Source organism: Nostoc sp. (assembly GCF_036919555.1).
Lineage (GTDB): Bacteria > Cyanobacteriota > Cyanobacteriia > Cyanobacteriales > Nostocaceae > Nostoc.
In genome coordinates this window covers 1-22,082 of sequence record NZ_JBALCS010000042.1, presented here as the reverse complement: position 1 = coordinate 22,082, position 22,082 = coordinate 1, and the positions used below count along the sequence as shown (strand labels likewise).

The window sequence follows — 22,082 nt, the reverse complement described above, 5'->3', positions numbered from 1 at the left end:
CTGATTCCTTGATATGCTCTGCGAAACTGGTTTTAACCTGATTATTTATTCTCCCACTAATATGGTCTGTTTATTTACGCCGTACTGTACTAGTGATAGGCTTTTGGCTTTTTTTATTTAAAAAGTCTTTTAAACTCCTCCGATTATTGGGGGAGAGATATGTTGTAGAAATTGCATTTGAATCAAAAATATACTCGCGCCTCTCGTTATAAAAAATTGCATCAATACTTTTGATATCTATAAAGTGAAGGTTAGCCTTCATCAAAGCTACAAGTATTTCAGCTAAGGAAGCTTGTATCTCATAATCTTGAATTTGAAAAACGATAGGATTAAAATAAATTATCATTTATTTTCTCGTCTTTTTTATTAAGTACCTTTTGCATTTCTAATATTTCTTTCAATCCCTCATCAAAAACCCCATCTCGCCAATCGCTCAAAACCCCATCTTCATCGATTGTAATTTCCATTAACTCTTTACCTTTGATTTCAGCATCTTCTAACCAGTAAATTATTACATCATCCTTTGTGAAACCAAAATCATTTTCAACTATTAGCTTACGAAGACGTAAGAGCATATTTTCAGAATGAGTCTCGATGATAAAAGTCTGATTATTTTCTTTTGCAGATTTAGCAAATAACTCTGCTAGATCGCCATGTGCGGCAGGATGCAAATGTAGTTCTGGCTGTTCTATAACAATCATAGAATTGGGTCTATCCGTAATATTGGCTCGAACTACCAAAGGTAAAACTTGGCTCATTCCTTGCCCAACATCTACAATATTTACATCAGTATCATTTTTAGAAAGTAAAATTTGAATAAGAGGTTTTTTATCCCTATCATCTACTTTTAATTCCCAACCGTCAAAATGGTCTTTATACCACTTTCCTACATTTTTGTATAACTCATCGTCTTTCTTTGATTTACTTATTCCAAGCATTGCATAAGCATTTTCACCTATGATACCTGTGTATCGAAATTGTGTCTGCCCCGTCAAATAAAAATATCTTTTAGGCAAAATTCTAAACGGGCCAATATAATCAACAACAATTTGCTCAATTTCAAAGTTTTTAGATAAATTCTTAGTACTATTTTTTTAAAAAACTTATTAGGAATAAATCCTTTAAATTCGCAATCATAGATTTTTTTACTAATAGCGTCAAAGTATCCATCATCATTAAGCTCAAGCTCAAATTCATGTATGTTATCTTTATATTTCTATTGAAAAATATCTAATCCATAGCTGTCTGGTTTTTTCAGTAAACTAATTTCTATTTGGACATCATTATCAAATACAATATTAAAAATTAAAGGAATTCCACCTGGGTTATTCTCAAAAAATAAGTTGTCAAATTCTCCACCTAACTCTACCCCATTATTATTTAGTAATAACGGTATATCAATATTACCCATAAGTGAGTTCTCAAATAAGGTAAATAGTTTGGCAATAGAGCTTTTACCTGAACTATTTTTGCCAATTAAAACAGTAATTGGCTTTAATTGCATTGTCTGCTTTTCAGAAAATGCTTTATAATTTTCAAACGAAACGGATTTTAGTTTCATAATTTTTAATTATTTAATTTCTAAACATAAGCATCAAGTATATTTTTTTATTATCGTACCAGGTGGTTGAGTTATAGGCTATTTGGGCATTGCTGAACAACTCAGATCAGTTATGAGAGATTATACTGCTGACAGTCAAGGTCAAATAGGCATTTCTCAAGAACAAGCGATCGCTCTCATGCTATCAAAGTACGAAAACGTCACAGTACTGTTAGCCGGTTTCGACTATTCTAAGTAATGAGGTGGTAGATATTTTCGCTGCTGCTGGGGTGGAAAATCCTGATATTTCCATCCTCTCCGATGAATTTTTAGCAGATGTCCGCCAACTACCCCAGCGCCACCTAGCTTTAGAACTAATTAATCAACGACGAAATTTGACAAATATTTTGTCGCTCTACAATAACTCAACTTAAAAGTGATAGCTCTTGACACCAACCAAAGGTGCGATCGCCTTTTGTTACCAAACCTCAAGCCGTTGTTTCAGAACTACGGCAGGAAAATCAGCCAGAACTTATAGCCAAAACTGTACATCTTGGTAGCATTGAGTGAAGTACCCGTCAGCAAGGGAGCGAGGGCGATGTACGCAACCGTCACACAACCACTGACTTTTGAAGAGTTTCTTGCCTGGGACGATGGTTCAGGCAGAGACTTTGAGCTATTGGATGGGATTCCCGTGCCATTATCAGAACCAAATGCAAATCATGAGGATTTGATCGAGCGCCTGTGTACCTACTTAGAAAATCACTGCCAAGAAAATGACCTGCCTTACATCTCGCGCCAGTCCAAGCAGGTTCGGCTCAAAACAGCACCACCAGAAAAGGAAAAAAGCCGGAAAGCAGATATTGTCATATTTGCTAGACAAGAATGGCTGAGGATGAAAACTAGCTCTAGTTCTGCTGCTGCATATATTCCACCACCCGGAATCATTGAGGTCGTTAGCAACAACTGGAAGGACGACTATCTGACAAAACTTGCTGAATATGTTCGCGTAGCGTCTCGAAGAGAGGACTTGGGCGTTTTCGAGTACATCATTGTGGACTATGCTACTTTTGGTGGTATTCGGTTCATTGGCTCTCCCAAGCAGCCAACCATTACAATCTACCAACTTGAAGATGGAGAGTATTTACCCCCAAAGGTGTTTCGAGGGCAGGATCGAATTGATTTTAGATTGTTTCCGAACATTCCCTTAACAGCTGAACAGATTTTTGCAATGAGTCGCTGATTAGTATTACTGTCTCAGATAATGTTGGAGCCGTCAGGCTAACTTCTGGCGGCTCCACATTTTCTATTATTGGAATTTCTGGATGATTTTCTGAGATTGCTCAAATTCTGACAATTCAGGTCATGTGGAAAAACCCACGAAAGACCTAACCCCCTAGCCCCCTTCCCGACACGGGAAGGGGGAAAATTCAAAGTCTCTCTCCTTGTAGGAGAGAGGTTTTCCAGATAGATACCGTGAAAAGTCAGGCTCAAATTCACACAACACTTTGAGCAGATGGCTTAGTTAATGGTATTTCATCAATCTCAGCATATTAAAAGCTGCTACCAACTCGGGCTGGCAGCAGCTTCTCTACCAGATGCTGCGTGAAAGCCAACGCCAAAGGCGATCGCGCCTTGTGTTCTGGTAGGTGATGCAGAAGAATTATGAAAGTATATAGGACTCATATTTTATTTTTGAAAAAACTCAGTACATGTCTACTACCTTCTTTCCTGTTCCCTGTTCCCTACATACGCAAGTAATTTCAGGAATCAAATCGGATTCCTATATTCCCAAATTAACGCCTCTGAGGGCTTTCGATTTTGTCTTAAGATAGAATCAGAAATTGGATACCTTGAATAAGGAGGTTGCTTCTATGCCTTATCCCAACCTCAGCCGCGAAGAAATTGCTCAACGTGGCGAAAAAGTTTACCAGGAGCGTATCCGTACCCAAGTCGAAACAGCAGATAATATCGGCAAAATCATTGCAATTAACATCACTACAGGTGATTACGAAATCGATAACGATTTCATCGTGGCTTGTCATCGGCTGCAAGCTAAACAGCCAAACGCAATCATTTGGACAGAGCGAATTGGCTATGATGCTGTTTATGCAGTCGGTGGTACGTTGGTTAGGAATGTGGATTAAATAAACTGCAAAACTTGGTTTAAAGACTTTTAAATAGCAGGTTAGCCGATGAGCAAGAATTGTAAGTTAATAAATCCACGTTCCTTAACGTCTAAGCACACGCTCCGATAAGGGCATACCGCATTATATATTAATCATCTATCCAAATAATCTTAATTCATGCAAAAAATCGTATCCGATCCAAAAATAATGATGGGTAAACCTGTCATTTTAGGAACTCGTATTACAGTTGAGTTAATTCTTGAAAAACTTGCTGCTGGTGAAACACCTGAACAAATACTTGAAGCGCATCCGCGACTTACCGATGAAGGAATTAAAGCAGCTTTGGCATTTGCGGCTCAAGCTTTAAGGTATGATGTGGTTTATCCAACAATTGAGAAAGCTTCTTGAAGTTTTTAGGAGACGAAAATTTAGATTGGCAAATTGTTGAACGTCTGCGGCTTGATGGTCACGAAGTTTTGTATGTTGTGGAAATGAAACCAGGAATTGGTGACGATGAAGTTTTAACCTTGGCTAATAGTGAAGGTGCAATTCTATTGACATCAGATAAAGATTTTGGTGAGTTAGTTTTCCGTTTGCGTCGAATTGCAACAGGTGTCGTGTTAATTCGGTTATTCGGTTTATCTCCAGATGATAGAGCAGAAATTATTGCCAATGCCATTAATCAACATGCAGATGAATTATTAGGAGCTTTTACTGTTATTTCATCTAAAAGTATTCGCATTCGTAAAATGACGTGATGTAGAAAAATTAAAAGAGGCGTTTTCCAGCGACTACGATAGAAAAATAAAATCCCTATGACCTGCTATTAGTTAAGGTATTAGGGATTTTTACTTACGGGACTAGTGCGGCTCGAACGCACGACCTGACGCTTAGGAGGCGTCCGCTCTATCCAACTGAGCTACAGCCCCAAATAGGAAGCATATATAATCATAGCAGGAGTTTTAGCGAGATTGCCAACAATTATCCCAAGAACCGCCACCTACTTCTAAACCACAAAGAAAACTTTCTGCTTTCAGGATTATTTGAGATTTTCTGCCATTTAGTTCTCGTAACTCTAAATTTAACTTTCCTTGCATGGTGTCTCGGCAACAGTATCTTAAACCATCCTCTGTGGGCGCACGCAGAGGTGTACCAGGTAAATCGGTGGTTCCTGTCAATTCAATTTCGTAATTGGAGTTACTAGCTTTCATTTGCCATCTACCCCAAGGCTGAATTTCCCAGTCTACTTGTGAATTCCAGGGAACGAATTCATAAAACTTGCCTTGATAGTGCAAGCCAATCATCGCTACAGATTCCATCCACCACAGCACACCGCGCCGCCCACCGCCAGCAGTTAATGCTAAGTCGGGTTCGCCCTCGAAGCAATTACAGTTTATCCAAAACCATTTTTGGGGAAAAGCACCACCCCAATTTTTCTCGCCGTAGGCTGGGGCGTTGGTGAATTCGTAGATTTTGCCATTCCAGTCAATCTTCCCACTGGCTAAACCGTGAGCCATCAAAATTTGCCATCCAGGTTCAAAAATCTGCAAGAATGACACCCAGCCTGCGGTTGATTGCTGAATGGTATTTTGATTACCCCAACCGTATACGGGTTGAATTTCATACTGCCAACGGCAATAATTATTGGTGGCGCGATCGCAAATAATTCCCTGATTCAAGGTGGCTGTGGCTTGATATCCCTCTTGAACATGATGCTCAAACTCTGCTGGAAGCAGGTATAGGGGAGAAACTTGCAAATCCGTTTTACCCCAATGACCTAAACCCAGAACATCTCGACTACCCCAAAATTTCTTCACATCAGGAAAAGTACGGCATAAATACCCATCATCCGGGCCGAGGATTTGGGCTGCACCGCCGCTATAGGGTTTACCGCCGATGGGGTCTTCAATGGAGTACATAAAGGCGAATGTTTGCCCAATTTCCGGTAAGGTGACGCGATAATACCAGCCTTCAAAGAAGCGGCGACTACTACCATCCCAGTGATAACCAGAATGGGGCGTTTGAGTTGATTGGAGAAGATTTAGGGGAATAGTTAACATAGATTTATATAGTTGCTTATTTCTCAGTATGCGCGATGATCTCGATATCAATTATGCTTATGAAATTCTTGGGCTGGAACCTGGTGCATCACAAGCACAAGTGAAGCGAGCTTACCGTCAACTGGTGAAAATTTGGCATCCCGATCGCTTTGTTGATCAAAAGCAAAAGCAGGAAGCTGAGGAAAAAATCAAATCAATCAACGCAGCTTATAACCAGCTTAAATCTGAAAGTACATCTGAGGCTCCCACTAGTAAAAATCCATCTTCATCTTCGCCTACAAATCCCACAAAAATATCTGTCAATCGTTGGGATGCAGAAACTTTCTATACTTTGGGAGTAGAGAATGCTACAAAAGAAAGATATGAGGATGCGATTGCAGATTTTACCCACGCAATTCGTCTCAATCCACACTATATTGAGGCATACAAATATCGTGGGCTAGTTTGCTCTCAACTGGGATACGAATATAGAGCTGCTTCAGATTTAAATAAAGCCGCACAAATAGAACAAGAGTTAAAAAATCCGGGTGCTGTGCGGACATCACGATCACCTAGATATACATCAAAACCTAGACCTCTGGTAAAAAGATTTTGTCAAGGGATTAAAAGTTTATTGCGGCTAAATCGGCGTTGGAGATAAGAAGCGGAATACATATCATTTGTAGGGTCACAGCCTTGGCGAATAGAATTCGCGGCTACACAAACGAAGTCCGCCTCCGCAGACTAAGAGAAAATTAAGGTTTTTTAACCCAGGTCGGTGGGTAAAGCCTCGTGTAGACGCGGTTTATAACCGCCCTTTTAACTGTGCCCTTACTGTGTGTTGCTTCAGATGGCGACACTATACCTTGAGTTAGATAGTACTTGTAATTGGGAATACTAAGTTTAGTAAGATTTGCTGCTGATTTCTTAGTTTTCCTAGTATGAGCGATCGCTTTGATATAAATCATGTTTACGATATCTTTGGGTTAAAACCAGGTGCATCTGTTGATGAGGTCAAGCAAGCTTATCGCCAGATGGCTAAAACTTGGCATCCAGATTGTTTTCTAGAACCGCAGCAAAAGCTAGAAGCAGAAGAAAAAATCAAAGAAATTAATCAAGCTTATGCAGCGTTAAAATCTTATCAGCCAAATGAGATAAATCAATCTGCTTCCACTTCGACCAAAATTGATTTCACTCCATCCAATGCTGAAAGTTTCTACAAACTGGGCATGGATAAAGCTCAAAGAGGAAAATATACTGAAGCAATTGAAGACTTTACCCAAGCAATTCGTCTAAATCCCAACTACTTTGAAGCCTATAAATATAGAGGGCTTGCTTGCTCGAAACTAGGATATGAAAATAGAGCCGAGTCAGATTTCAAAAATTCTATACAACTGGAACTGAAACAGAAAAAAGCAGCACCCAAACCTACATCGCCACCGCCAAAGCCAGCAACGCCGCCGCCACCACCACCTAAATCGCAGTCTCAACCTTCACCGTGGAAATGTGTACACACCCTGAGTCATCTGAACTGGGTTTTTACAACTGTAATCAGTCCAGATGGGCAAACTCTGGCTAGTGGAAGTAGTGATAAGACTATCAAAATTTGGCATCTCGACACAGGTAAATTGCTACATACTCTCACTGGTCATACAAAATGGGTAAGATGCCTAGCCTTTAGCCCAGATAGTCAAACTCTGGTTAGTGGCAGTGATGACAGCAGCATGATGATTTGGGAAGTGTCTACAGGTAAATTACTCAACACGCTCAAAGTACATTCAACCCCAGTTTTTTCTGTAATCATTAGTCCAGATGGTCAGACTGTCCTGAGTGGCGGTAGAGACACCACTATCAAGATTTCCCATATAGAGATGGGACAATTACTACACGTCCTCAAAGGTCATTCTTACTTGGTCTACTCCCTTGCTATTTGCTCAAAGCAGCAGATTTTAATCAGTGGTAGTGCAGACAATACCATTAAGCTGTGGAATTTGAAGAGTAGAAAACTGCTGCAAACTATCAACGGGCATTCAGGTTACGTGACTTGTGTCGCCATTAGCCCTGATGGACAAATTTTAGCTAGTGGCAGTTATGACCAGACTATCAAGTTATGCAACATCAGTACAGGTAAGCTAATTAACACACTTGCCGGACATGATAATTATGTTTGCGCGATCGCTTTTAGCCCCGATGGTCAGCATCTCGCTAGTGGTAGTGCAGATCATACGGTGAAACTATGGGATATTAACACCGGACAAAATCTTTATACTTTGGATAACTATTCAGATTGGGTTAACTCTGTCGCTTTCAGTCCTGATGGCAAAACTTTGGTTAGTGGTAGTCGAGACATGACAATCAAGCTTTGGCGCTGCGATGTCTAACGAGAAATTAAAAATTTAGATGATTTCAGTAAATTGCTAGATTTTGTATAAAAACATCAGATAATAACTTAATAACATCCATCTTTCGGATACTTTTTCTTTAGATTAAGTATTAACTCCTTAGAAATAGAGCCACTTGCTGATCACAGAGGTTATACTGAAAACTCCTAACATTTGAGTAGCAAATAAAACTGATATTCATCAGCAACATACATTTTTGGACTCATTAAAACCTCTCGTTTTTACAAAGCTTTAGTTTCTCAATATCGTATCAAGGAGTTAAATCAACAGTTATGCCTATTCCTACCAATAAAGGCGAAAGTGAAAATAGTGAAGTCAAGCAAGAGTCTTACACCGATAGTAATGGTGATACTCACAGCCACGTGATACGAACCACTGAAACATCTAAAAACAACACACCTGATCCCAACTCTTACCAAAAAGGTTACGTACAAGGTCGAAATACTGAGCATGGGAATCAGCAAGCTAATTTAGCCGAGCGTGATAATAACAATGCCAATGGTGGTTTGTTGTTGGGTATTATTATTACTTCCGTGCTTGCTTTAGTTATAGGTGGGGTCTGGTACTTCAGCCAGCAAAATAACGCACCGGTTAACAATATTGTGCCAGTCGTAGTTCCTGTACCGAGTAAGAGTAGTCCAACTCCTAGTGCATCTGCTCAACCACGAACGACAATCATCGAAAGAACCAGAGAAATACCTGTTGTTGTTCCTGTTCCTGTTCCACAACAGCAGGTTACACCTCCATCTGTACCTCGCCAACCGAATATTAACATTACTGTTCCACCCCAGCAGCCTGCGGCAGAAAAAGCACCTGTAACCCAGCCAACCCCGAAAGCGGTACAAACTCCGACGACGAGTCCAACTAGTACTACTCCGACTTCGCAGAACAAGGACGATGCTTCTACTAATACTGTCGCTCCAGGTACGAAAAGTGATACCTCTAAAACCACTCCACCTCAATAAGCAGACCAGTCAAACAGTAAATCTAATGGTAGTTCTGCTCAATAACGGCTTCTGAACTTTCAGCCCACTTGATATCCTGGCATTAACGCCAACATATCAAGTGGGACAATTTTTTAATCAATATTTCGGAATTGTTGCGATAAATTAATGGTATTTAAGTTTAGTAAAGATGGGGTGTAGCTGAACAAACATAGGCTAGATTAAGAGCAAGGTACAAACAGGTTAAAAGTTAAACAAAAACTTTCAAGTTAGAGCCTGTGCCTCCTGCTCTAATGTTCTTGCGATCGCTCTGAAGTTGTAGCATCCATTGAATGTATTTTTACATTGAGTTCAATAAGTTGTTTGGGAGGTTTGAGAACGCACAGCCGGAAAATGCCTGTCTAACTTCAAATGTAAGGATGTGCAATTCTGAGTATAGCGATGTCTACGACAAGCGATGCCTACGCCAATGCTGTCCACCTTAGTTAGTTGAGTTAGTTACTTCTGAATTCTCTAATCTTCAAGAAACCGCCCCAAGCTGCTGAGATTTATCCATCGCAGCTTCCGGCGGTTTCTGCGTTGAGTTAATTAAAATGTTCAGAATTGTTAATGACTAATTAAGGTAATCACAGTTACTTCTGGCGGACAAAATAAGCGTCCTGGTTTATAAGTTCCTAAACCCCGATTGACATATAGTTGATTTTTTTCAACCTTGTGAAACCCTTGCGCCCACTCCCAATATCGCACTACTTTAGAACAGTCTCCCAGGAAAAATGTCACCCAACGCCGTAATTTTTTGGGAATTTGTTTGAGTAGCTTTTTATAATAGAGTACTAGAGGTCCAATGCCCGGAATTACGATGTGACCACCGTGCGTATGACCAGATAGTTGCAAATCTACGCGCCATTGTTGCAATATCTTGGCTGTATCTGGGTTATGGGATAAAACGATGCGGGGTGTAACGGAGTCTAGTTGATTCATGACTGGTGCAGGGTGGAATTCTCGTGACCAATAATCAGCTAGTCCTATTAGTGGTAATTCTTTTCCTAGTGGATAGGCGATTTCATTCCAAAGCACATGCACCCCAATGCTAGTTAACGCCTGGGTCACTTCTGCTTTTGAGTGGCTGTAATAGATATCGTGATTACCAAGTACGGCGTAGATACCACAGCGACTTTGCAGATGTTTGAGTCGAAGCACCAGTTGGTGAATTGGCGTGGGATCGTCAGTTACGTAGTCACCAGTCAATAGAATTAAATCTGGTTCAGCTTCGTTAGTAAGTGCGATTGCTTTTTCTAACATATCTTCCGATAACCGCAAACCATCGTAGTGAAAATCTGACAACTGCACTAGCGTTGTACCTTGTAAAGATGCAGGAAGATCCGCAATCTTAACCGTTATTTTATCTACTCTTAAATGTCCCGTAAACAACCAATGCATAAAGCAACCGATACTCCTGATACCAGCGTTTACAGCTTACCAAAAATCAAAATGCAACTTGAGTAACTGCAATAATTTATGTCACATACTCCAGATACAATTAACTAATTGATTTATTTGAAATCGCTGAATTTAGTTATAGGGTTTTCCTGCTGCCTTCTCATTCACCTTGTAGCGTGATTATAGTAACTTCTGGGCGGCAAAATAAGCGTCCTGGGAGGTAAGTTCCCAAACCACGATTGACATATAGCTGATTTTTTCCTAGCCGATGGAAACCTTGTGCCCATTCCCAATGGCTGACTACAGAAACATTGACTTGCAAAAATGGGACTCGACGCCGCACTTTTCGGGGTATTTTTTTTACAAGCTTTTCGTAAAAAAACATCGCAGGGCCAATTCCGGGAATCACGATTTGACCACCGTGAGTATGACCAGATAATTGTAAATCGACTCGCCAGGATTGTAATATCTCCGCAGTATCTGGGTTGTGGGATAAAACGATGCAGGGTGTGTCGGGGTTTAGCTGGTTCATAACTGGTGTGGGGTGAAATTCCCGTGACCAACTATCCGCCAGTCCAACGAGTGGCAATTCTTTTCCTAGTGGATAGGCAATTTCGTTCCAAAGGACGTGAATTCCAATGCTAGTAAGGGCATCTGTAATTTCTGCTTTTGCGTGTCTGTAATGTATATCGTGATTGCCAAGAACAGCATATATACCACTGCGACTTTGCAGATGTTTGAGTCGAAGTACCAGTTGGTGAATCGGTGTCGGATCGTCAGTTACGTAGTCACCAGTTAATAGAACTAAATCTGGTTCAGCTTCGTTAGTAACTGCGATCGCTTTTTCTAACATATCTTCCGACAGCCGCAAACCATCGTAGTGAAAATCTGACAACTGCACCAGCTTTTTACCTTGTAACGATGCAGGCAACCCTGCAATGTTAACCGTCAATTTCTCTGTACTCAACGGCCCAGATAACAACCAATGCATAAGACGTTCAATAAAGCTCAATCATAGCGCTTACAGCTTAACTGAACATTGTCGGTTTGTGTGTAGCGGCCAGTGCAACTTCTTGAAAATTTTATGAAAGTTGTAGACTTTAGCCTATTTATACTTATTTAAATGAGACGTAACTTTGCTGTTATTTTATATCAGAGTATGGTGCATTTCTCTGAAAGAGTGGGGATAGTGAATAAACTATACGGTGAAGGTTGATTTTGGTAGAGTATACTGTATTATATACTACCGCATTGAACCAAAACACTTAAAGCTGTTTATGTCATCACCATTAGAGCCACAATTCATTAGGAGTTTTCCCGAATTTGAGCAGCACGTAGCAAAACTGATCCATAAAGCAGATTGGACAGTTGAAACTGCAAAGATTAATCAACCTGGCTATGATCTAGTGGTCAAAAAAGGAAACCTAGTTGGTGTTGTTCAGGTTAAATGGCTAAAAGGTAACGTAACAGCACCGCAGCTTTTAAAGTTTGCTGACTTTTTAGATTCTGACGAAGGTAAAAAATTTAATTTTGGTTGGTTCATAACTACAAAAGGATTTGGCGGCCCAGCATTGGCATTAATGAGAACCTGGGGTAAAGATACTAAAGTTCGCTGTGGGATTGCCCATGAAAATAAGCTGATTACGATTGATGACACCGTATACCCTCCCCCACCTCCGCCAAAAAAAGTTTATTTTGGAGTTTTTACCTGTAAAGGCGGAGTAGGAAAAACAACTGTAGCAGGGCATTTAGCAGGAGCATTAGCGCTGCAAGGATTTAATGTGGCGCTTGTGGACTTAGATCCAGAACAAAATCTGCAAAAATAAGTAGGTGATGGGGTTTTTGTGCCCAATCCTAAAGGGGTAGGTACAACTATTCAAGTATTTGATGGAGATGATTGGAATGAAGATTCTGCCCGTGACTGTCAAATAGTAATTTGCGATTGCTCACCTGCACTAGAACGTAATCCCTCAGATATCATTAAGCGATTGGATTATTGTATTATCCCAACAACCTTCAATCCACTGGGAATAAGTAAGCATGATAAAGTTATTCAAGAAACTGTTACACAAATACGTGAAATCAATAATGAAGCTCATTTATTTGTGCTAGTTAACAATTTTAAAGATCCTGGAATTAAGCGTTTAAGGCTTTTAAAAGAAGTCTATTCTAATGCTTATAAGGAAATTAGCAAAAAAGATAATAAGTTTCATTGTATAGATCCAGAAGAAGTTTGTATTCGGGCTAGGGACCTACTTTACTACTGGGGTATACATATACTCGAAAACCCAGAAAATCCTGCCAGTAGATTAGCATTTGATCTGGTTGGTGGAAGATGCTACCCGCGTGAAGATTTTATCAACTTAGCAGATTACATTGAAAGACAAGCTGGCATAGGAATTCTTAGAGCTAATTAAGACTTTTAAACAAAAATTACACTTAGCGCTCGCACAGCATTAGATTACCAGCAATTATTATTTTATTTATAAACAATTAAAAAAATAGCGCCAACCTCATTGCAGGTTTGCACTATTTTTTTGATTTAATTCACAGTTAAAAATAGTTAGATAAATTTGCTAAATCTTTCTCGTTAGATTCACCGCAATCTTATTTCTATACAGCACTGCGGTTGGTTAATAAATTCCACAGGAAGACTGCGACAATTGCACCGAGAACTGCCACCCCAATTCCTGGAATGCTGAAAGTAGGAGATGCCAGAGCTAAAGTCCCCGTACTAAAGAATACACCTAAACTACCGCCAACAAAAGCACCGATGATTCCTAGTACGATTGTTCCCAGAATTCCCCCACCTTGATGACCAGGGTAGATAGCTTTTGCGATCGCACCAGCAATTAGACCTAAAACAATCCAAGCAAGAATATTCATTGTTCTTAATTCGCTAAACGTTTTTCACTTCAATGAATTTATATTAGCAATCTTAATCTTTTGATTCCATCTATCATCAGAATTAATTATTTATATCCATAAGGAATAGTTTAACCGATACTAAGTTTTTTAAAATATAACCCACTTGAAGTAGATAATCAATTAAAAAAAAGCTCCTAGTAGGTCTTTAACTAGGGGCTTATCAAACAAACTATTGCTTGGTAATTGCAGTATATGCCTTTTAATTAGCTCTCTCCTCTACTAGAAGAATTAAGCTGAGTTTTCAAAGACTGTCTCTAAAGTAATGTAAAGGAAGCAAAATCAGGCGATATATACCACAGGCGTTGTTGTAGCAACTTTTTTACCAGCATTCTCCACTTGGGCATCGTATTTATTCTCTACGAAACGCTACGCGAATATTTCTAACTTTTAATTTTTAATTGCTTATCCCAATTACTCTCAATGACTCGATGACTGAGAAATGGGAACAGTCTGCGGTAAGACCAATGCATACTTAAGAAAAGCAGGCTTACCAAGGTGAGCAGCATAACGCCGAAAATCGTTCCATATGCCTTAGTGTGCCACGAAAATCCTGCACCTAGTCGCACAAGCTTCCACAAGCTGCCTATATCGACACTTTCGGAATCTTGAATGCTAATTGCTAAGGATGCTGCTGTGTTTTGTCGCGCAATTGTCATTTTAATTACTCCTTTAGACCTAAACACTGAGGTATTTAATCCTAAAATACGGTAAAACGATAGATTTTATGATGTTTGTATGTAATATCTCATAGCTTGATGCAAGAAGCAAGTTTTAAGAGCATTGGGGATGAGGTATTGGGCATTAGTATTGAAAATTAGGTATTAGGAATCCCTAGTCCCCAATCCCTAATTCCCAGTCAAAATGCCTAATCAAATTTGGTTATCACAGTTGCAAAAACATAAAGCGATCGCAGTCATCCGCGCCCCTAAAATCGAAGTGGGACAGCAAATGGCAATGGCTGTAGCATCTGGGGGAATGCAGTTAATAGAGATTACCTGGAATAGCGCTAGCGCCGGGGAATTAATCAGTCAACTACGCTCAGAATTACCAGCCTGTATCATTGGCACTGGTACGCTATTCAATGTGCAGCAGTTACAAGAAGCGATCGCATCTGGGGCGCAATTCCTCTTCACACCTCACGTTGACCCTGCAATGATTCAAGCAGCACAAGAAAAAAATGTGCCCATCATCCCAGGAGCGCTGACTCCTACAGAAATTGTTACCGCCTGGAGTCAGGGCGCTAGTTGTGTAAAAGTGTTTCCCGTGCAAGCAGTGGGAGGGGCTGACTATATCAAAAGTTTGCAAGGGCCACTGGGTCAGATTCCCTTAATTCCTACGGGCGGTGTCACTCTGGAAAATGCTAAAGAATTTTTGCAAGCCGGAGCGATCGCAGTCGGTTTGAGCAGTGAATTATTTCCCAAAAAGCTTGTCACAGAGGGAAATTGGGAAGCGATCGCATCTGGAGCAAGAAAGCTGATGCGACAGTTAGCTTAACTTAGAATCAAATCATCAAAAATTCATGTCTATTAAAGTAATAGATATGGAAATAAAGGTGAAAACTGATAAGTTTTCCAAGACCCATGATTTGAGTGTGAGTGTATCTAAAATGAAAAGACTAATTTCTCCTGACTGGGTGCGTCGCTTACAAATACTCCTTACTGGTACAGCACTGTCCTTAAGTGTTTTTACTACTACTGGAACGAGTGAAGTTTGGGCGAATCCCAAAGATCAAATGATTGCACAAACAATCCAGACATTACAACAATCGGATCAACGCTGGATTCAAATTAATCTTTCAAAGCAACGGTTAATAGCTTGGCAAGGTGACAGAGTGGTTTATGGAAGTGCTATTTCCTCTGGTAAAAAAGCTACTCCTACTCTTGTTGGTACTTTTAAGATTCAATCTAAGTTCAAAACTACACAGATGCAGGGAGAAAACTACAATGTTCCCAACGTTCCTTATGCGATGTTTTACCAAGGTAATTACGCTATTCACGGAGCTTACTGGCATAAGAAATTTGGCACTCCAGTGAGCCACGGCTGTGTGAATATCGCACCTAAACATGCTAAATGGCTATTCGAGTGGGCATCAGTAGGGACACCAGTAGTCATCCAGAAATAGTAGGTGAAGCAGCCAAAAAGCAATTTAGGTAAAATCATAAATAACAATAAATCAAGACAATTAAGTGATTCCTAGCAAGATTTTATGCTGGGAATCTTCGGAGTCGGAATTACTGAACTTGAAATAAAATAAAAAAGAGGGCATTCAACAATTGTCCCAAAAAAATAAGCGTAAATCCTGACAATTCCTGTGTGAAATTACAAATGCAAATATGAATTCGGGGAAAATTTGCATTTAGGCATTTAAATGACAGATTTTTTGTAAAGGTTGTCCTTTGTAATTAGTCATTAGGAATGTGGATTAAACAAAATGCAAAACTTCTGTTTCGTAGGGTGCGTTAACCAAGGGCATAACGCACCATCACAAGATTTTTGGTGCGTTACAGAAGCCATAACACACCCTACGAATAAATCTGTGTTCCTTAGTCAATAACAAATGACAAATGTGCAAATGGGACGCAGATTAGCTTAGGACTTGTCTTGAGAAGCATTAGCGGATGAATTGCGTAAATCCTCGACAGGAAGCTAGTAGTCACTCTGGAAATTTGTAGTTTTCCAGAAAATTACTTCACTTCATGATTTTTGCGTAGTTTATAAGATGAGGCACAATGCAAACTTGGATTCGCAGTGGTGGAATTCGTTCCTCTGGAAATTTTTGTACAAGCGTGGCGCTGATGGTGGTGACTTTATTCTCTTGGTCATCACCGTTAACTGGTACACCCAACTCGACTACAGCAACAGCCACGTCAGTTGATGAAAATAACATCACTGCATTTAATAATATCAGGCAAAGATCCCAACCTCGCTGGATTGAAATTGACCTGTCAGAGCAACGCTTACGTGCATGGGAAGGTAATAAAGTTATTCATTCATACCGCATTTCCACAGGTAAGCGATCGACTCCCACACCCATAGGTAGATTTCGGATTAATTCTAAGTATCGCACTCACCGAATGCGAGGCAGTGGCTACAACATTCCTGACGTTCCTTACACAATGTATTTCTACAGAGGCTATGCCATCCACGGTGCTTACTGGCATAACCGTTTTGGAACTCCAGTCAGCCACGGTTGCGTAAATTTACCTGTTAAACAAGCTCGCAATCTTTACAGCTGGGCTTCAACGGGAACTTTAGTAGTGGTGCGGAAATAATTCGTAATTAAGAGTTTCAATTACGAATTATCGTGATCATGAATTAATCATTGCTGGAATTCTTACCTTGATGTATGGACAGGTGCGTTACACTCGGTAAAGGCACCTGTTCATATATACTGTTAGACTAAAAACACATCTTCGAGGGATTCAGGAGCCATGAGCGCCACAACTACTCAACGACTTACCCTGAAGGAATTTCTGAAGCTCCCAGAAACAAAGCCTGCAAGCGAATATATTAACGGTGAGATTATTCAAAAGCCAATGCCGAAAGGGAGACACAGCCGCTTGCAAGGCAAACTCGGTGCTGTTGTTAATGAAGTCACGGAAAATCAGAAGATTGCCTATGCATTTCCCGAATTACGGTGTACTTTTGGGGAGCGGTCAATAGTACCCGACGTGGCTGTATTTCAGTGGGGACGCATACCGTTCACCGTTGATAATGAACTACCTGATAATTTTGAACTTCCACCAGACTGGACGATTGAGATTCTTTCGCCCGAACAAAAACCCAACAAAGTAATTGGGAATATTCTTCACTGTCTGAAGTATGGCAGCCGCCTGGGATGGTTTCTTGATCCTAATGACTTCAGTATTTTGGTATTTCTACCAGAGCAACAGCCAGTGCTACTCCAGGGAGAAGATTTTTTACCTGTATTACCAGAAATTGAACTTGTACTAAGCGTCAATCAAGTTTTTGGATGGTTAAAAATGGGTGGCTAGAAATAACTCGGCTGGAATGAGAAGGTGCGACACCGAATAGCCCGTCGTAGACATCGATCTCTGGCGGAAACCAAATTATAGACTTGACATCCTCCCTGACGTAAACGTACAGGGATTCCTAAGACTCACGACTTAGGTTTCTGTTTCCTTCCCTTACGGGTTTTTCGCAACTGCCCTTTAAGCTTTTGCTCATCGGGTCTTAGGTTCGCTCCACAGACTGCAACTGCGAGTCCCGCAGCCAAAATATTTTTACTGGCGTTGATATCTCGATCATGATTTGTCCCACATTTAGGGCAATCCCACTCTCGAATATTTAACGGTAATTTCTCAACAATATGCCCACAATTCCCACACCTTTTAGAGCTAGGAAACCATCGGTCAATCTTGACAAGAATTCGACCGTACCACTCACATTTATAGGCAAGCTGACGAATTAATTCTCCCCAACTGGTATCGCTGATGCTTTGAGCCAACTTGGGATTTTTACCATATTTTTGATAGCTAAATCCTCAACTACGATGGTTTGGTTTTCACGCACCAGTTGAGTAGTTAGCTTATGCAAAAAATCCTTGCGGCTATCGGTTATTTGAGCGTGGACTTTTGCTACCTTGCGTCGTTGCTTATGTCTATTATTTGAACCTTTTTGTTTGCGAGAGAGAGATTTTTGAACTTTTTTAAGTTTAGAACGTAGGCGCTTAAAGTGCTTGGGATTAGCAATTTTGTCCCCATTGCTAGTAGCTATCAAGCTAGTTATACCCACATCCAAACCAATAGATCTATCGCACTTTGCATGAGGCTGAATACCTTGGTTGTCTACAAGTAAAGAAACGTGCCAGCGCCCACTTGCATTGAGTTTGACAGTTATCGTAGATGGTTCGCATCCATCAGGCAATTGTCGGCTCCAACGAATAGGCAAGGCTTCAGTACACTTAGCAAGCCAAACTTGCCCATCCTTCCACCGGAAAGCAGCCTTGGTAAACGTAGCAGTTCCACCATGATGCTTCTTTTTAAAGTTTGGATATTTAGCCCGACCTGCCCAAAAGTTAGCAAAGGCTTTTTGTAAATGTCTTAATCCTTGCTGCAATGGCACACTGCTAACTTCATTCAGAAATTGCAAATCTTCAAGATTTTTCCACTCAGTTAGCAATGAACTTGTTTTCAAGTAATCGATTTTTTCTTGTTTAGAGTACCAAGCTTCCGTTCTCGCCGCCAACGCTCGGTTGTAAACCAAACGCGCACATCCCATAGTCTTCCGCAACAAGGTTTCTTGAGCGGTAGTTGGGTAAAAACGATAGCGGAAGGCTTGTTCCATATACCTTGTAGATACTTCTTACATTATACCATATATTCTGTAAGAGAACAAATTAATATAAAGCCGTCCTGTAAGGACGGGGTTTTAGACCCCATTTTCTGATAAATCGTGTCTATAATAGACATGATTATGAAAAAAGAGGTAGGAGAATGAACTGGAGAATTGCAGAAGCGAAACAGAGGTTCTCCGAACTAATTCATGCTGTAAGTAAAGAACCACAACTCATTTACAACCGAAATCAACTGGTAGCTGTTGTTGTTGAAGCTGAGATGTTTGAAGAATTCTTGACGTGGCGCAAGCAGCGCGAAAAGATTTCTTTAGCTGATGCCTTCAAAGAACTACGTCAGATAGCTGCGGAAGAAGATTATATCCTCGAAGTACCCTCCCGCCAAGACCGTCCTAACTCTTTCGCTGATGCCATTGATGACTTTTCTCTGTGACACTAACATTATCAGCGAATTAGTAAGACTCCAACCTAACTCTGGTGTACTGAAATGGGCAGCATTAGCTCCTTCAATAGTTCTGAGTGCAATCACCGTTGAAGAAATATTTTACGGACTGACATTCAAGCCCAACTCTAGAATTCAAATATGGTTCGAGAGCTTTTTGGAAAATAACTCTGAAGTATTGCCCATCACCATTGAAATTGCCAAGCGCTCTGGTGAATTGCGAGATCAACTAAGATTAAGTGGGAAAACACACACCCAAGCAGATATGATGATTGCTGCTACTGCTCAAATTCTATCAATTGACCTTAGTAACACGCAACATCCGGGATTTTGATGGCTGCGGCATCCCACTTTTAAATCCTTTTAGTTAATTAACTCAACTGTGCCACAAGTTGATTTTCCAAAAGCGTATCATTCGTTAACAAGTCTTCAACGGTGATTCGCAAAAAGCGTTGCTCATCGACTTCAAAAAGGATTTTGATCCGATCGCTTCCAGGATATCCGGCTGGTGTCAGTTGGGCAATTGTCGTCGCGCCTTCTTGATCGTTGAGGGGTTTGACGGTGGTTTCACTACCATCCAGACGGCGAGTAATTAAGCGATCGCCATCAAAATAAACTTCAGTATTGCCTGTATCTGCTCCCAATTCTCCCATAATTAACTCAATGCTGGGCTGATTTTCCACAGACGCGCTTAAGACTAATTCCACTGGCTGACTCATTGGATATGCCTGTCCAGCTTTAATTAAAGAATGCCATTTGTGGCGCTGATTGCGGCGATCCCAGTAGCGGATACCATAACTATGATACAGAAAGTCTTTGATTTGTATCCCTTGAGCTAGCTGTAATGCACCTTGAGCGATCGCTTCAAAGGGGCGTTCGCAACGGATTTTTTCTGGCTCAAAATACTGTTTGATCCATGTCTGCACTGCTGGTAATTGCACTGTCCCACCAACTAACAAAACTGCATTAATATCTGGAAGTTCTATCCCTTGGCGTTTTGCTTGCTGCAATAGTGTCGTCATCGACTCATCCAATAACTCAAAAAATGCGTGTTCTTTGAGGATATTTTCAAAAGTGTCGCGGTTTAGTTCCAGTTCATAACTTTCAAATGTCTCATCGTCAAAATAAACTTCACTAGCTTGGTTTTGGGTTGATAACTGAATTTTCACCCGTTCTGCCAATCTTGTTGTCAAGGGACTTACCGCCAACTCTTGAGTTTTGGCAAAGTAATCTGCTAACCAATTATCAATATCAGTACCGCCCAAATTTTGCCCAGCTTTCGCCAGTACACGGGCTGTTTTGACTTTTTGTTTTGAATCTTCAGCCAGGGACTTATTACCCCACTTGAGGATAAATCCCAATGGCTTTGTGCTTGCTTGCACGCCTTGATCCAAGCGGACAAGAGAAAAATCCAAAGTCCCGCCACCAAAGTCAATCACCAAAAGAATTTCTTGATCTGCCAAGCCATAACCCAAGGCGGCGGCTGTGGGTTCATCCAGCATCCGTACTTGTTCGACGGGAAGGGCTTGACAAACTTTTCCCAACCAGTGACGATAAGCTTCAAAACTGTCTACGGGTACGGTTAATATTAGAGAATCTAACCCACCTTGCAGAGGTGCTAGTTGCTCAATCACCTGAGTAAGAAACCATTGCCCTACTTGTTCAAAAGTGACAATTTGCCCATCTAGTTCGGGCAAGAAACCTTGGATATCTGCACCGATGCCCCGCTTGAAGCTGCGGAAAAATCGCGTTTCGCCTTTGAGGTCAAGACCGCGATCGCGTACTTGTTGCCCGACTAAAACTTTATTTTGGGCTGCGTCTTCAACATAAACCAAGCTGGGAATCAGTGGCGGATTGAGACTTTGTTTAATTGATAAACCTGGTAGAGTCAGGGTTTCTGGCTGCTGGGTTACGGGGTTCCAACGAGCAATGACTGTGTTGCTAGTACCAAAATCGATTGCGATCGCCATATTTTATATTTATTATCTCGCACGAAGAGGCCAAAGCTGCTTTATTTGTGATTATTCTCCATAACCTACCAAGAATGCAAATGCGGCCATACGCTTGCTTCTTTGCATCCCAACCCAAATATCGATTCAATCTGTTGCAGCGAAGTGTTAGCACAGTTAGACAATTGGCTTGTGAGAAAGCATAGAAATCATTGGCTGTAAATGTATAAAAGGAGCAATAAACTCAACAGCAGGCTTTATCATAGTTGCAGTCTTTTTTTATTGGCATGAGGTGCTTAAACTCACTTCACACGCAGAATTATCTCAGTAAAAAAGTAGGTTTAGTAGGATGTTTCTATCAAGCTATTGCTAGTATTTTTTCAGTAGTTTGAGGAATAAGCGATTAAGAGGGTTTTTATGAAAGCTAAAATTAAAATTGAAAATCAGCAATCAGAGATTGAAGAATTGACAGAGGAAGAAATGACGTTTGTTATTGGCGGTGTTTTTGATTATGATACTGTGTACCATATCTACTGTGCTGTTTCCTAAATCCTTTGCGAGCAAGCTTTTCAACACTTAACGGGAAAAGTCAGTGTCTACGACGGGCTGCGCCTACGCTGGCACTACCAATAAAGTGCGTTAGCGTAGCTCACCGTAGGTATCGCTTTAGCGTTTTTGGCAATTTAGAATGGTAGGGGTAGAAGCTTGACGCTGGGAATACTTAACTTCCCATCCAGGTAAATTCCACCAGACAACGCGCTTTTCTGGTTGTAACCAAAAGTCTAGTTGTTTGATTTTGCCATTCTCAAAAACTAGTTTCGGGAACGTAGGATAGTCACGATCATCACTCTCGTTATAGTTATAGCAACCGCCAAGGTGGTTTGGGCATAAACTAGAAGTAGTCCCTTTCGTTATCCTGCAAAACGCGATCGCTGTAAATATGCCCAAACCCTAC

At 40.7% G+C, this 22,082-nt stretch carries 29 protein-coding genes, 1 tRNA gene and 1 pseudogene; 18 read left to right on the top strand and 13 right to left on the bottom strand.

The features are described from left to right. Positions 1–70: 70 nt before the first annotated feature. The 3 genes from V7K36_RS12930 to V7K36_RS12920 form a co-directional block, all read right to left on the bottom strand. Entirely contained in the window at positions 71–346 is a 276-nt protein-coding gene (locus tag V7K36_RS12930; RefSeq protein WP_335116255.1) for a hypothetical protein, read from the bottom strand. Continuing rightward, positions 330–1,016 (bottom strand): AAA family ATPase, encoded by a 687-nt coding sequence (locus V7K36_RS12925; RefSeq protein WP_335116253.1) that lies wholly within the window; start codon positions 1,014–1,016, stop codon positions 330–332. The genes V7K36_RS12930 and V7K36_RS12925 overlap by 17 nt, the downstream gene beginning before the upstream one ends. A 200-nt stretch (positions 1,017–1,216) precedes the next feature. Beyond that, positions 1,217–1,561, bottom strand: a complete 345-nt coding sequence (locus V7K36_RS12920) for an AAA family ATPase (protein WP_335116251.1) — start codon at positions 1,559–1,561, stop codon at positions 1,217–1,219. A gap of 112 nt (positions 1,562–1,673) precedes the next feature. On the opposite strand from V7K36_RS12920, the gene V7K36_RS12915 reads away from it, so the two are divergent. The 3 genes from V7K36_RS12915 (at position 1,674) to V7K36_RS12905 (ending at position 2,783) form a co-directional block, all read left to right on the top strand. Further along, a complete protein-coding gene (locus tag V7K36_RS12915; protein WP_335116249.1) occupies positions 1,674–1,799 on the top strand; it encodes a hypothetical protein in 126 nt (41 codons plus the stop codon). Between the two features lie 4 nt (positions 1,800–1,803). After that, positions 1,804–1,974 (top strand): type I restriction enzyme endonuclease domain-containing protein, encoded by a 171-nt coding sequence (locus V7K36_RS12910; protein WP_335116247.1) that lies wholly within the window; start codon positions 1,804–1,806, stop codon positions 1,972–1,974. 164 nt (positions 1,975–2,138) lie between these two features. Continuing rightward, complete coding sequence (locus V7K36_RS12905; RefSeq protein WP_335116245.1) at positions 2,139–2,783, top strand: Uma2 family endonuclease; 645 nt, start codon at positions 2,139–2,141, stop codon at positions 2,781–2,783. Between the two features lie 320 nt (positions 2,784–3,103). Here V7K36_RS12905 and V7K36_RS12900 read toward each other — a convergent pair whose 3' ends face one another. Beyond that, positions 3,104–3,226 (bottom strand): hypothetical protein, encoded by a 123-nt coding sequence (locus V7K36_RS12900; protein ID WP_335116243.1) that lies wholly within the window; start codon positions 3,224–3,226, stop codon positions 3,104–3,106. A gap of 188 nt (positions 3,227–3,414) precedes the next feature. Here V7K36_RS12900 and V7K36_RS12895 point away from each other — a divergent pair, with 188 nt between their 5' ends. The 3 genes from V7K36_RS12895 to V7K36_RS12885 all read left to right on the top strand — a co-directional run bounded on the left by V7K36_RS12895 (position 3,415) and on the right by V7K36_RS12885 (position 4,427). Then, on the top strand, positions 3,415–3,687 hold the full coding sequence (locus tag V7K36_RS12895; RefSeq protein ID WP_335116241.1) for a hypothetical protein: 273 nt from the start codon (positions 3,415–3,417) through the stop codon (positions 3,685–3,687). Between the two features lie 159 nt (positions 3,688–3,846). After that, entirely contained in the window at positions 3,847–4,077 is a 231-nt protein-coding gene (locus tag V7K36_RS12890; RefSeq protein ID WP_334829043.1) for a DUF433 domain-containing protein, read from the top strand. Then, positions 4,074–4,427 (top strand): DUF5615 family PIN-like protein, encoded by a 354-nt coding sequence (locus V7K36_RS12885; RefSeq protein ID WP_335116239.1) that lies wholly within the window; start codon positions 4,074–4,076, stop codon positions 4,425–4,427. The genes V7K36_RS12890 and V7K36_RS12885 overlap by 4 nt, the downstream gene beginning before the upstream one ends. A gap of 97 nt (positions 4,428–4,524) precedes the next feature. Here V7K36_RS12885 and V7K36_RS12880 read toward each other — a convergent pair. Next, positions 4,525–4,598: transfer RNA gene (locus tag V7K36_RS12880), tRNA-Arg, on the bottom strand. A 33-nt stretch (positions 4,599–4,631) separates the two neighbouring features. Then, positions 4,632–5,729, bottom strand: a complete 1,098-nt coding sequence (locus V7K36_RS12875; RefSeq protein ID WP_335116238.1) for a tocopherol cyclase family protein — start codon at positions 5,727–5,729, stop codon at positions 4,632–4,634. 28 nt (positions 5,730–5,757) lie between these two features. Here V7K36_RS12875 and V7K36_RS12870 point away from each other — a divergent pair, with 28 nt between their 5' ends. From V7K36_RS12870 to V7K36_RS12860, 3 genes are all read left to right on the top strand, one after another. Then, positions 5,758–6,369, top strand: a complete 612-nt coding sequence (locus tag V7K36_RS12870; RefSeq protein WP_335116236.1) for a J domain-containing protein — start codon at positions 5,758–5,760, stop codon at positions 6,367–6,369. 280 nt (positions 6,370–6,649) lie between these two features. After that, the gene (locus tag V7K36_RS12865; protein ID WP_335116234.1) at positions 6,650–8,089 is read left to right on the top strand and encodes a DnaJ domain-containing protein; all 1,440 of its coding nucleotides are present in this window, start codon (positions 6,650–6,652) and stop codon (positions 8,087–8,089) included. Positions 8,090–8,382: 293 nt separating this feature from the next. Continuing rightward, the gene (locus V7K36_RS12860; RefSeq protein WP_335116232.1) at positions 8,383–9,075 is read left to right on the top strand and encodes a hypothetical protein; all 693 of its coding nucleotides are present in this window, start codon (positions 8,383–8,385) and stop codon (positions 9,073–9,075) included. Positions 9,076–9,660: 585 nt separating this feature from the next. On the opposite strand, the gene V7K36_RS12855 is transcribed toward V7K36_RS12860, so the two are convergent. Continuing rightward, positions 9,661–10,494, bottom strand: a complete 834-nt coding sequence (locus V7K36_RS12855; protein ID WP_335116230.1) for a metallophosphoesterase — start codon at positions 10,492–10,494, stop codon at positions 9,661–9,663. Positions 10,495–10,654: 160 nt separating this feature from the next. Further along, a complete protein-coding gene (locus V7K36_RS12850; protein WP_335116228.1) occupies positions 10,655–11,485 on the bottom strand; it encodes a metallophosphoesterase in 831 nt (276 codons plus the stop codon). A gap of 286 nt (positions 11,486–11,771) precedes the next feature. On the opposite strand from V7K36_RS12850, the gene V7K36_RS12845 reads away from it, so the two are divergent. Together V7K36_RS12845 and V7K36_RS12840 are read left to right on the top strand one after the other, a co-directional pair. Next, positions 11,772–12,320, top strand: coding sequence for a nucleotide-binding protein (locus V7K36_RS12845; RefSeq protein ID WP_335116226.1), 549 nt, complete (start codon positions 11,772–11,774; stop codon positions 12,318–12,320). An 18-nt stretch (positions 12,321–12,338) separates the two neighbouring features. Further along, complete coding sequence (locus tag V7K36_RS12840; RefSeq protein ID WP_335116224.1) at positions 12,339–12,911, top strand: hypothetical protein; 573 nt, start codon at positions 12,339–12,341, stop codon at positions 12,909–12,911. A gap of 196 nt (positions 12,912–13,107) precedes the next feature. On the opposite strand, the gene V7K36_RS12835 is transcribed toward V7K36_RS12840, so the two are convergent. Together V7K36_RS12835 and V7K36_RS12830 are read right to left on the bottom strand one after the other, a co-directional pair. Next, positions 13,108–13,380 carry a GlsB/YeaQ/YmgE family stress response membrane protein gene (locus tag V7K36_RS12835; protein WP_334829023.1) on the bottom strand — a complete coding sequence of 91 codons (273 nt, stop codon included), beginning with the start codon at positions 13,378–13,380 and terminating at the stop codon, positions 13,108–13,110. A 422-nt stretch (positions 13,381–13,802) separates the two neighbouring features. Beyond that, positions 13,803–14,078, bottom strand: coding sequence for a hypothetical protein (locus V7K36_RS12830; protein WP_335116222.1), 276 nt, complete (start codon positions 14,076–14,078; stop codon positions 13,803–13,805). Between the two features lie 205 nt (positions 14,079–14,283). On the opposite strand from V7K36_RS12830, the gene V7K36_RS12825 reads away from it, so the two are divergent. The 4 genes from V7K36_RS12825 (at position 14,284) to V7K36_RS12810 (ending at position 17,417) form a co-directional block, all read left to right on the top strand. Then, complete coding sequence (locus tag V7K36_RS12825; protein ID WP_335116220.1) at positions 14,284–14,916, top strand: bifunctional 4-hydroxy-2-oxoglutarate aldolase/2-dehydro-3-deoxy-phosphogluconate aldolase; 633 nt, start codon at positions 14,284–14,286, stop codon at positions 14,914–14,916. A 112-nt stretch (positions 14,917–15,028) separates the two neighbouring features. Beyond that, positions 15,029–15,544, top strand: coding sequence for a L,D-transpeptidase (locus tag V7K36_RS12820; protein ID WP_335116257.1), 516 nt, complete (start codon positions 15,029–15,031; stop codon positions 15,542–15,544). A 607-nt stretch (positions 15,545–16,151) separates the two neighbouring features. Continuing rightward, positions 16,152–16,694 (top strand): L,D-transpeptidase, encoded by a 543-nt coding sequence (locus tag V7K36_RS12815; protein WP_335116218.1) that lies wholly within the window; start codon positions 16,152–16,154, stop codon positions 16,692–16,694. Positions 16,695–16,853: 159 nt separating this feature from the next. After that, the gene (locus V7K36_RS12810; protein WP_335116216.1) at positions 16,854–17,417 is read left to right on the top strand and encodes a Uma2 family endonuclease; all 564 of its coding nucleotides are present in this window, start codon (positions 16,854–16,856) and stop codon (positions 17,415–17,417) included. Between the two features lie 125 nt (positions 17,418–17,542). On the opposite strand, the pseudogene V7K36_RS12805 reads toward V7K36_RS12810, so the two are convergent. Then, positions 17,543–18,729: pseudogene (locus V7K36_RS12805) on the bottom strand (RNA-guided endonuclease InsQ/TnpB family protein). 149 nt (positions 18,730–18,878) lie between these two features. Between V7K36_RS12805 and V7K36_RS12800 the strand changes: the two are divergent. Both V7K36_RS12800 and V7K36_RS12795 read left to right on the top strand, forming a co-directional pair. Continuing rightward, positions 18,879–19,169, top strand: a complete 291-nt coding sequence (locus V7K36_RS12800) for a type II toxin-antitoxin system prevent-host-death family antitoxin (RefSeq protein ID WP_335116214.1) — start codon at positions 18,879–18,881, stop codon at positions 19,167–19,169. Next, positions 19,153–19,512 (top strand): PIN domain-containing protein, encoded by a 360-nt coding sequence (locus V7K36_RS12795; RefSeq protein WP_335116212.1) that lies wholly within the window; start codon positions 19,153–19,155, stop codon positions 19,510–19,512. The genes V7K36_RS12800 and V7K36_RS12795 overlap by 17 nt, the downstream gene beginning before the upstream one ends. A 37-nt stretch (positions 19,513–19,549) precedes the next feature. On the opposite strand, the gene V7K36_RS12790 is transcribed toward V7K36_RS12795, so the two are convergent. After that, positions 19,550–21,148 carry an Hsp70 family protein gene (locus tag V7K36_RS12790; protein WP_335116210.1) on the bottom strand — a complete coding sequence of 533 codons (1,599 nt, stop codon included), beginning with the start codon at positions 21,146–21,148 and terminating at the stop codon, positions 19,550–19,552. Between the two features lie 396 nt (positions 21,149–21,544). Between V7K36_RS12790 and V7K36_RS12785 the strand changes: the two genes are divergently transcribed. Beyond that, entirely contained in the window at positions 21,545–21,676 is a 132-nt protein-coding gene (locus V7K36_RS12785; RefSeq protein ID WP_335116208.1) for a hypothetical protein, read from the top strand. A 117-nt stretch (positions 21,677–21,793) separates the two neighbouring features. On the opposite strand, the gene V7K36_RS12780 is transcribed toward V7K36_RS12785, so the two are convergent. Next, complete coding sequence (locus tag V7K36_RS12780) at positions 21,794–22,075, bottom strand: hypothetical protein (protein WP_335116206.1); 282 nt, start codon at positions 22,073–22,075, stop codon at positions 21,794–21,796. Positions 22,076–22,082 lie beyond the last annotated feature (7 nt).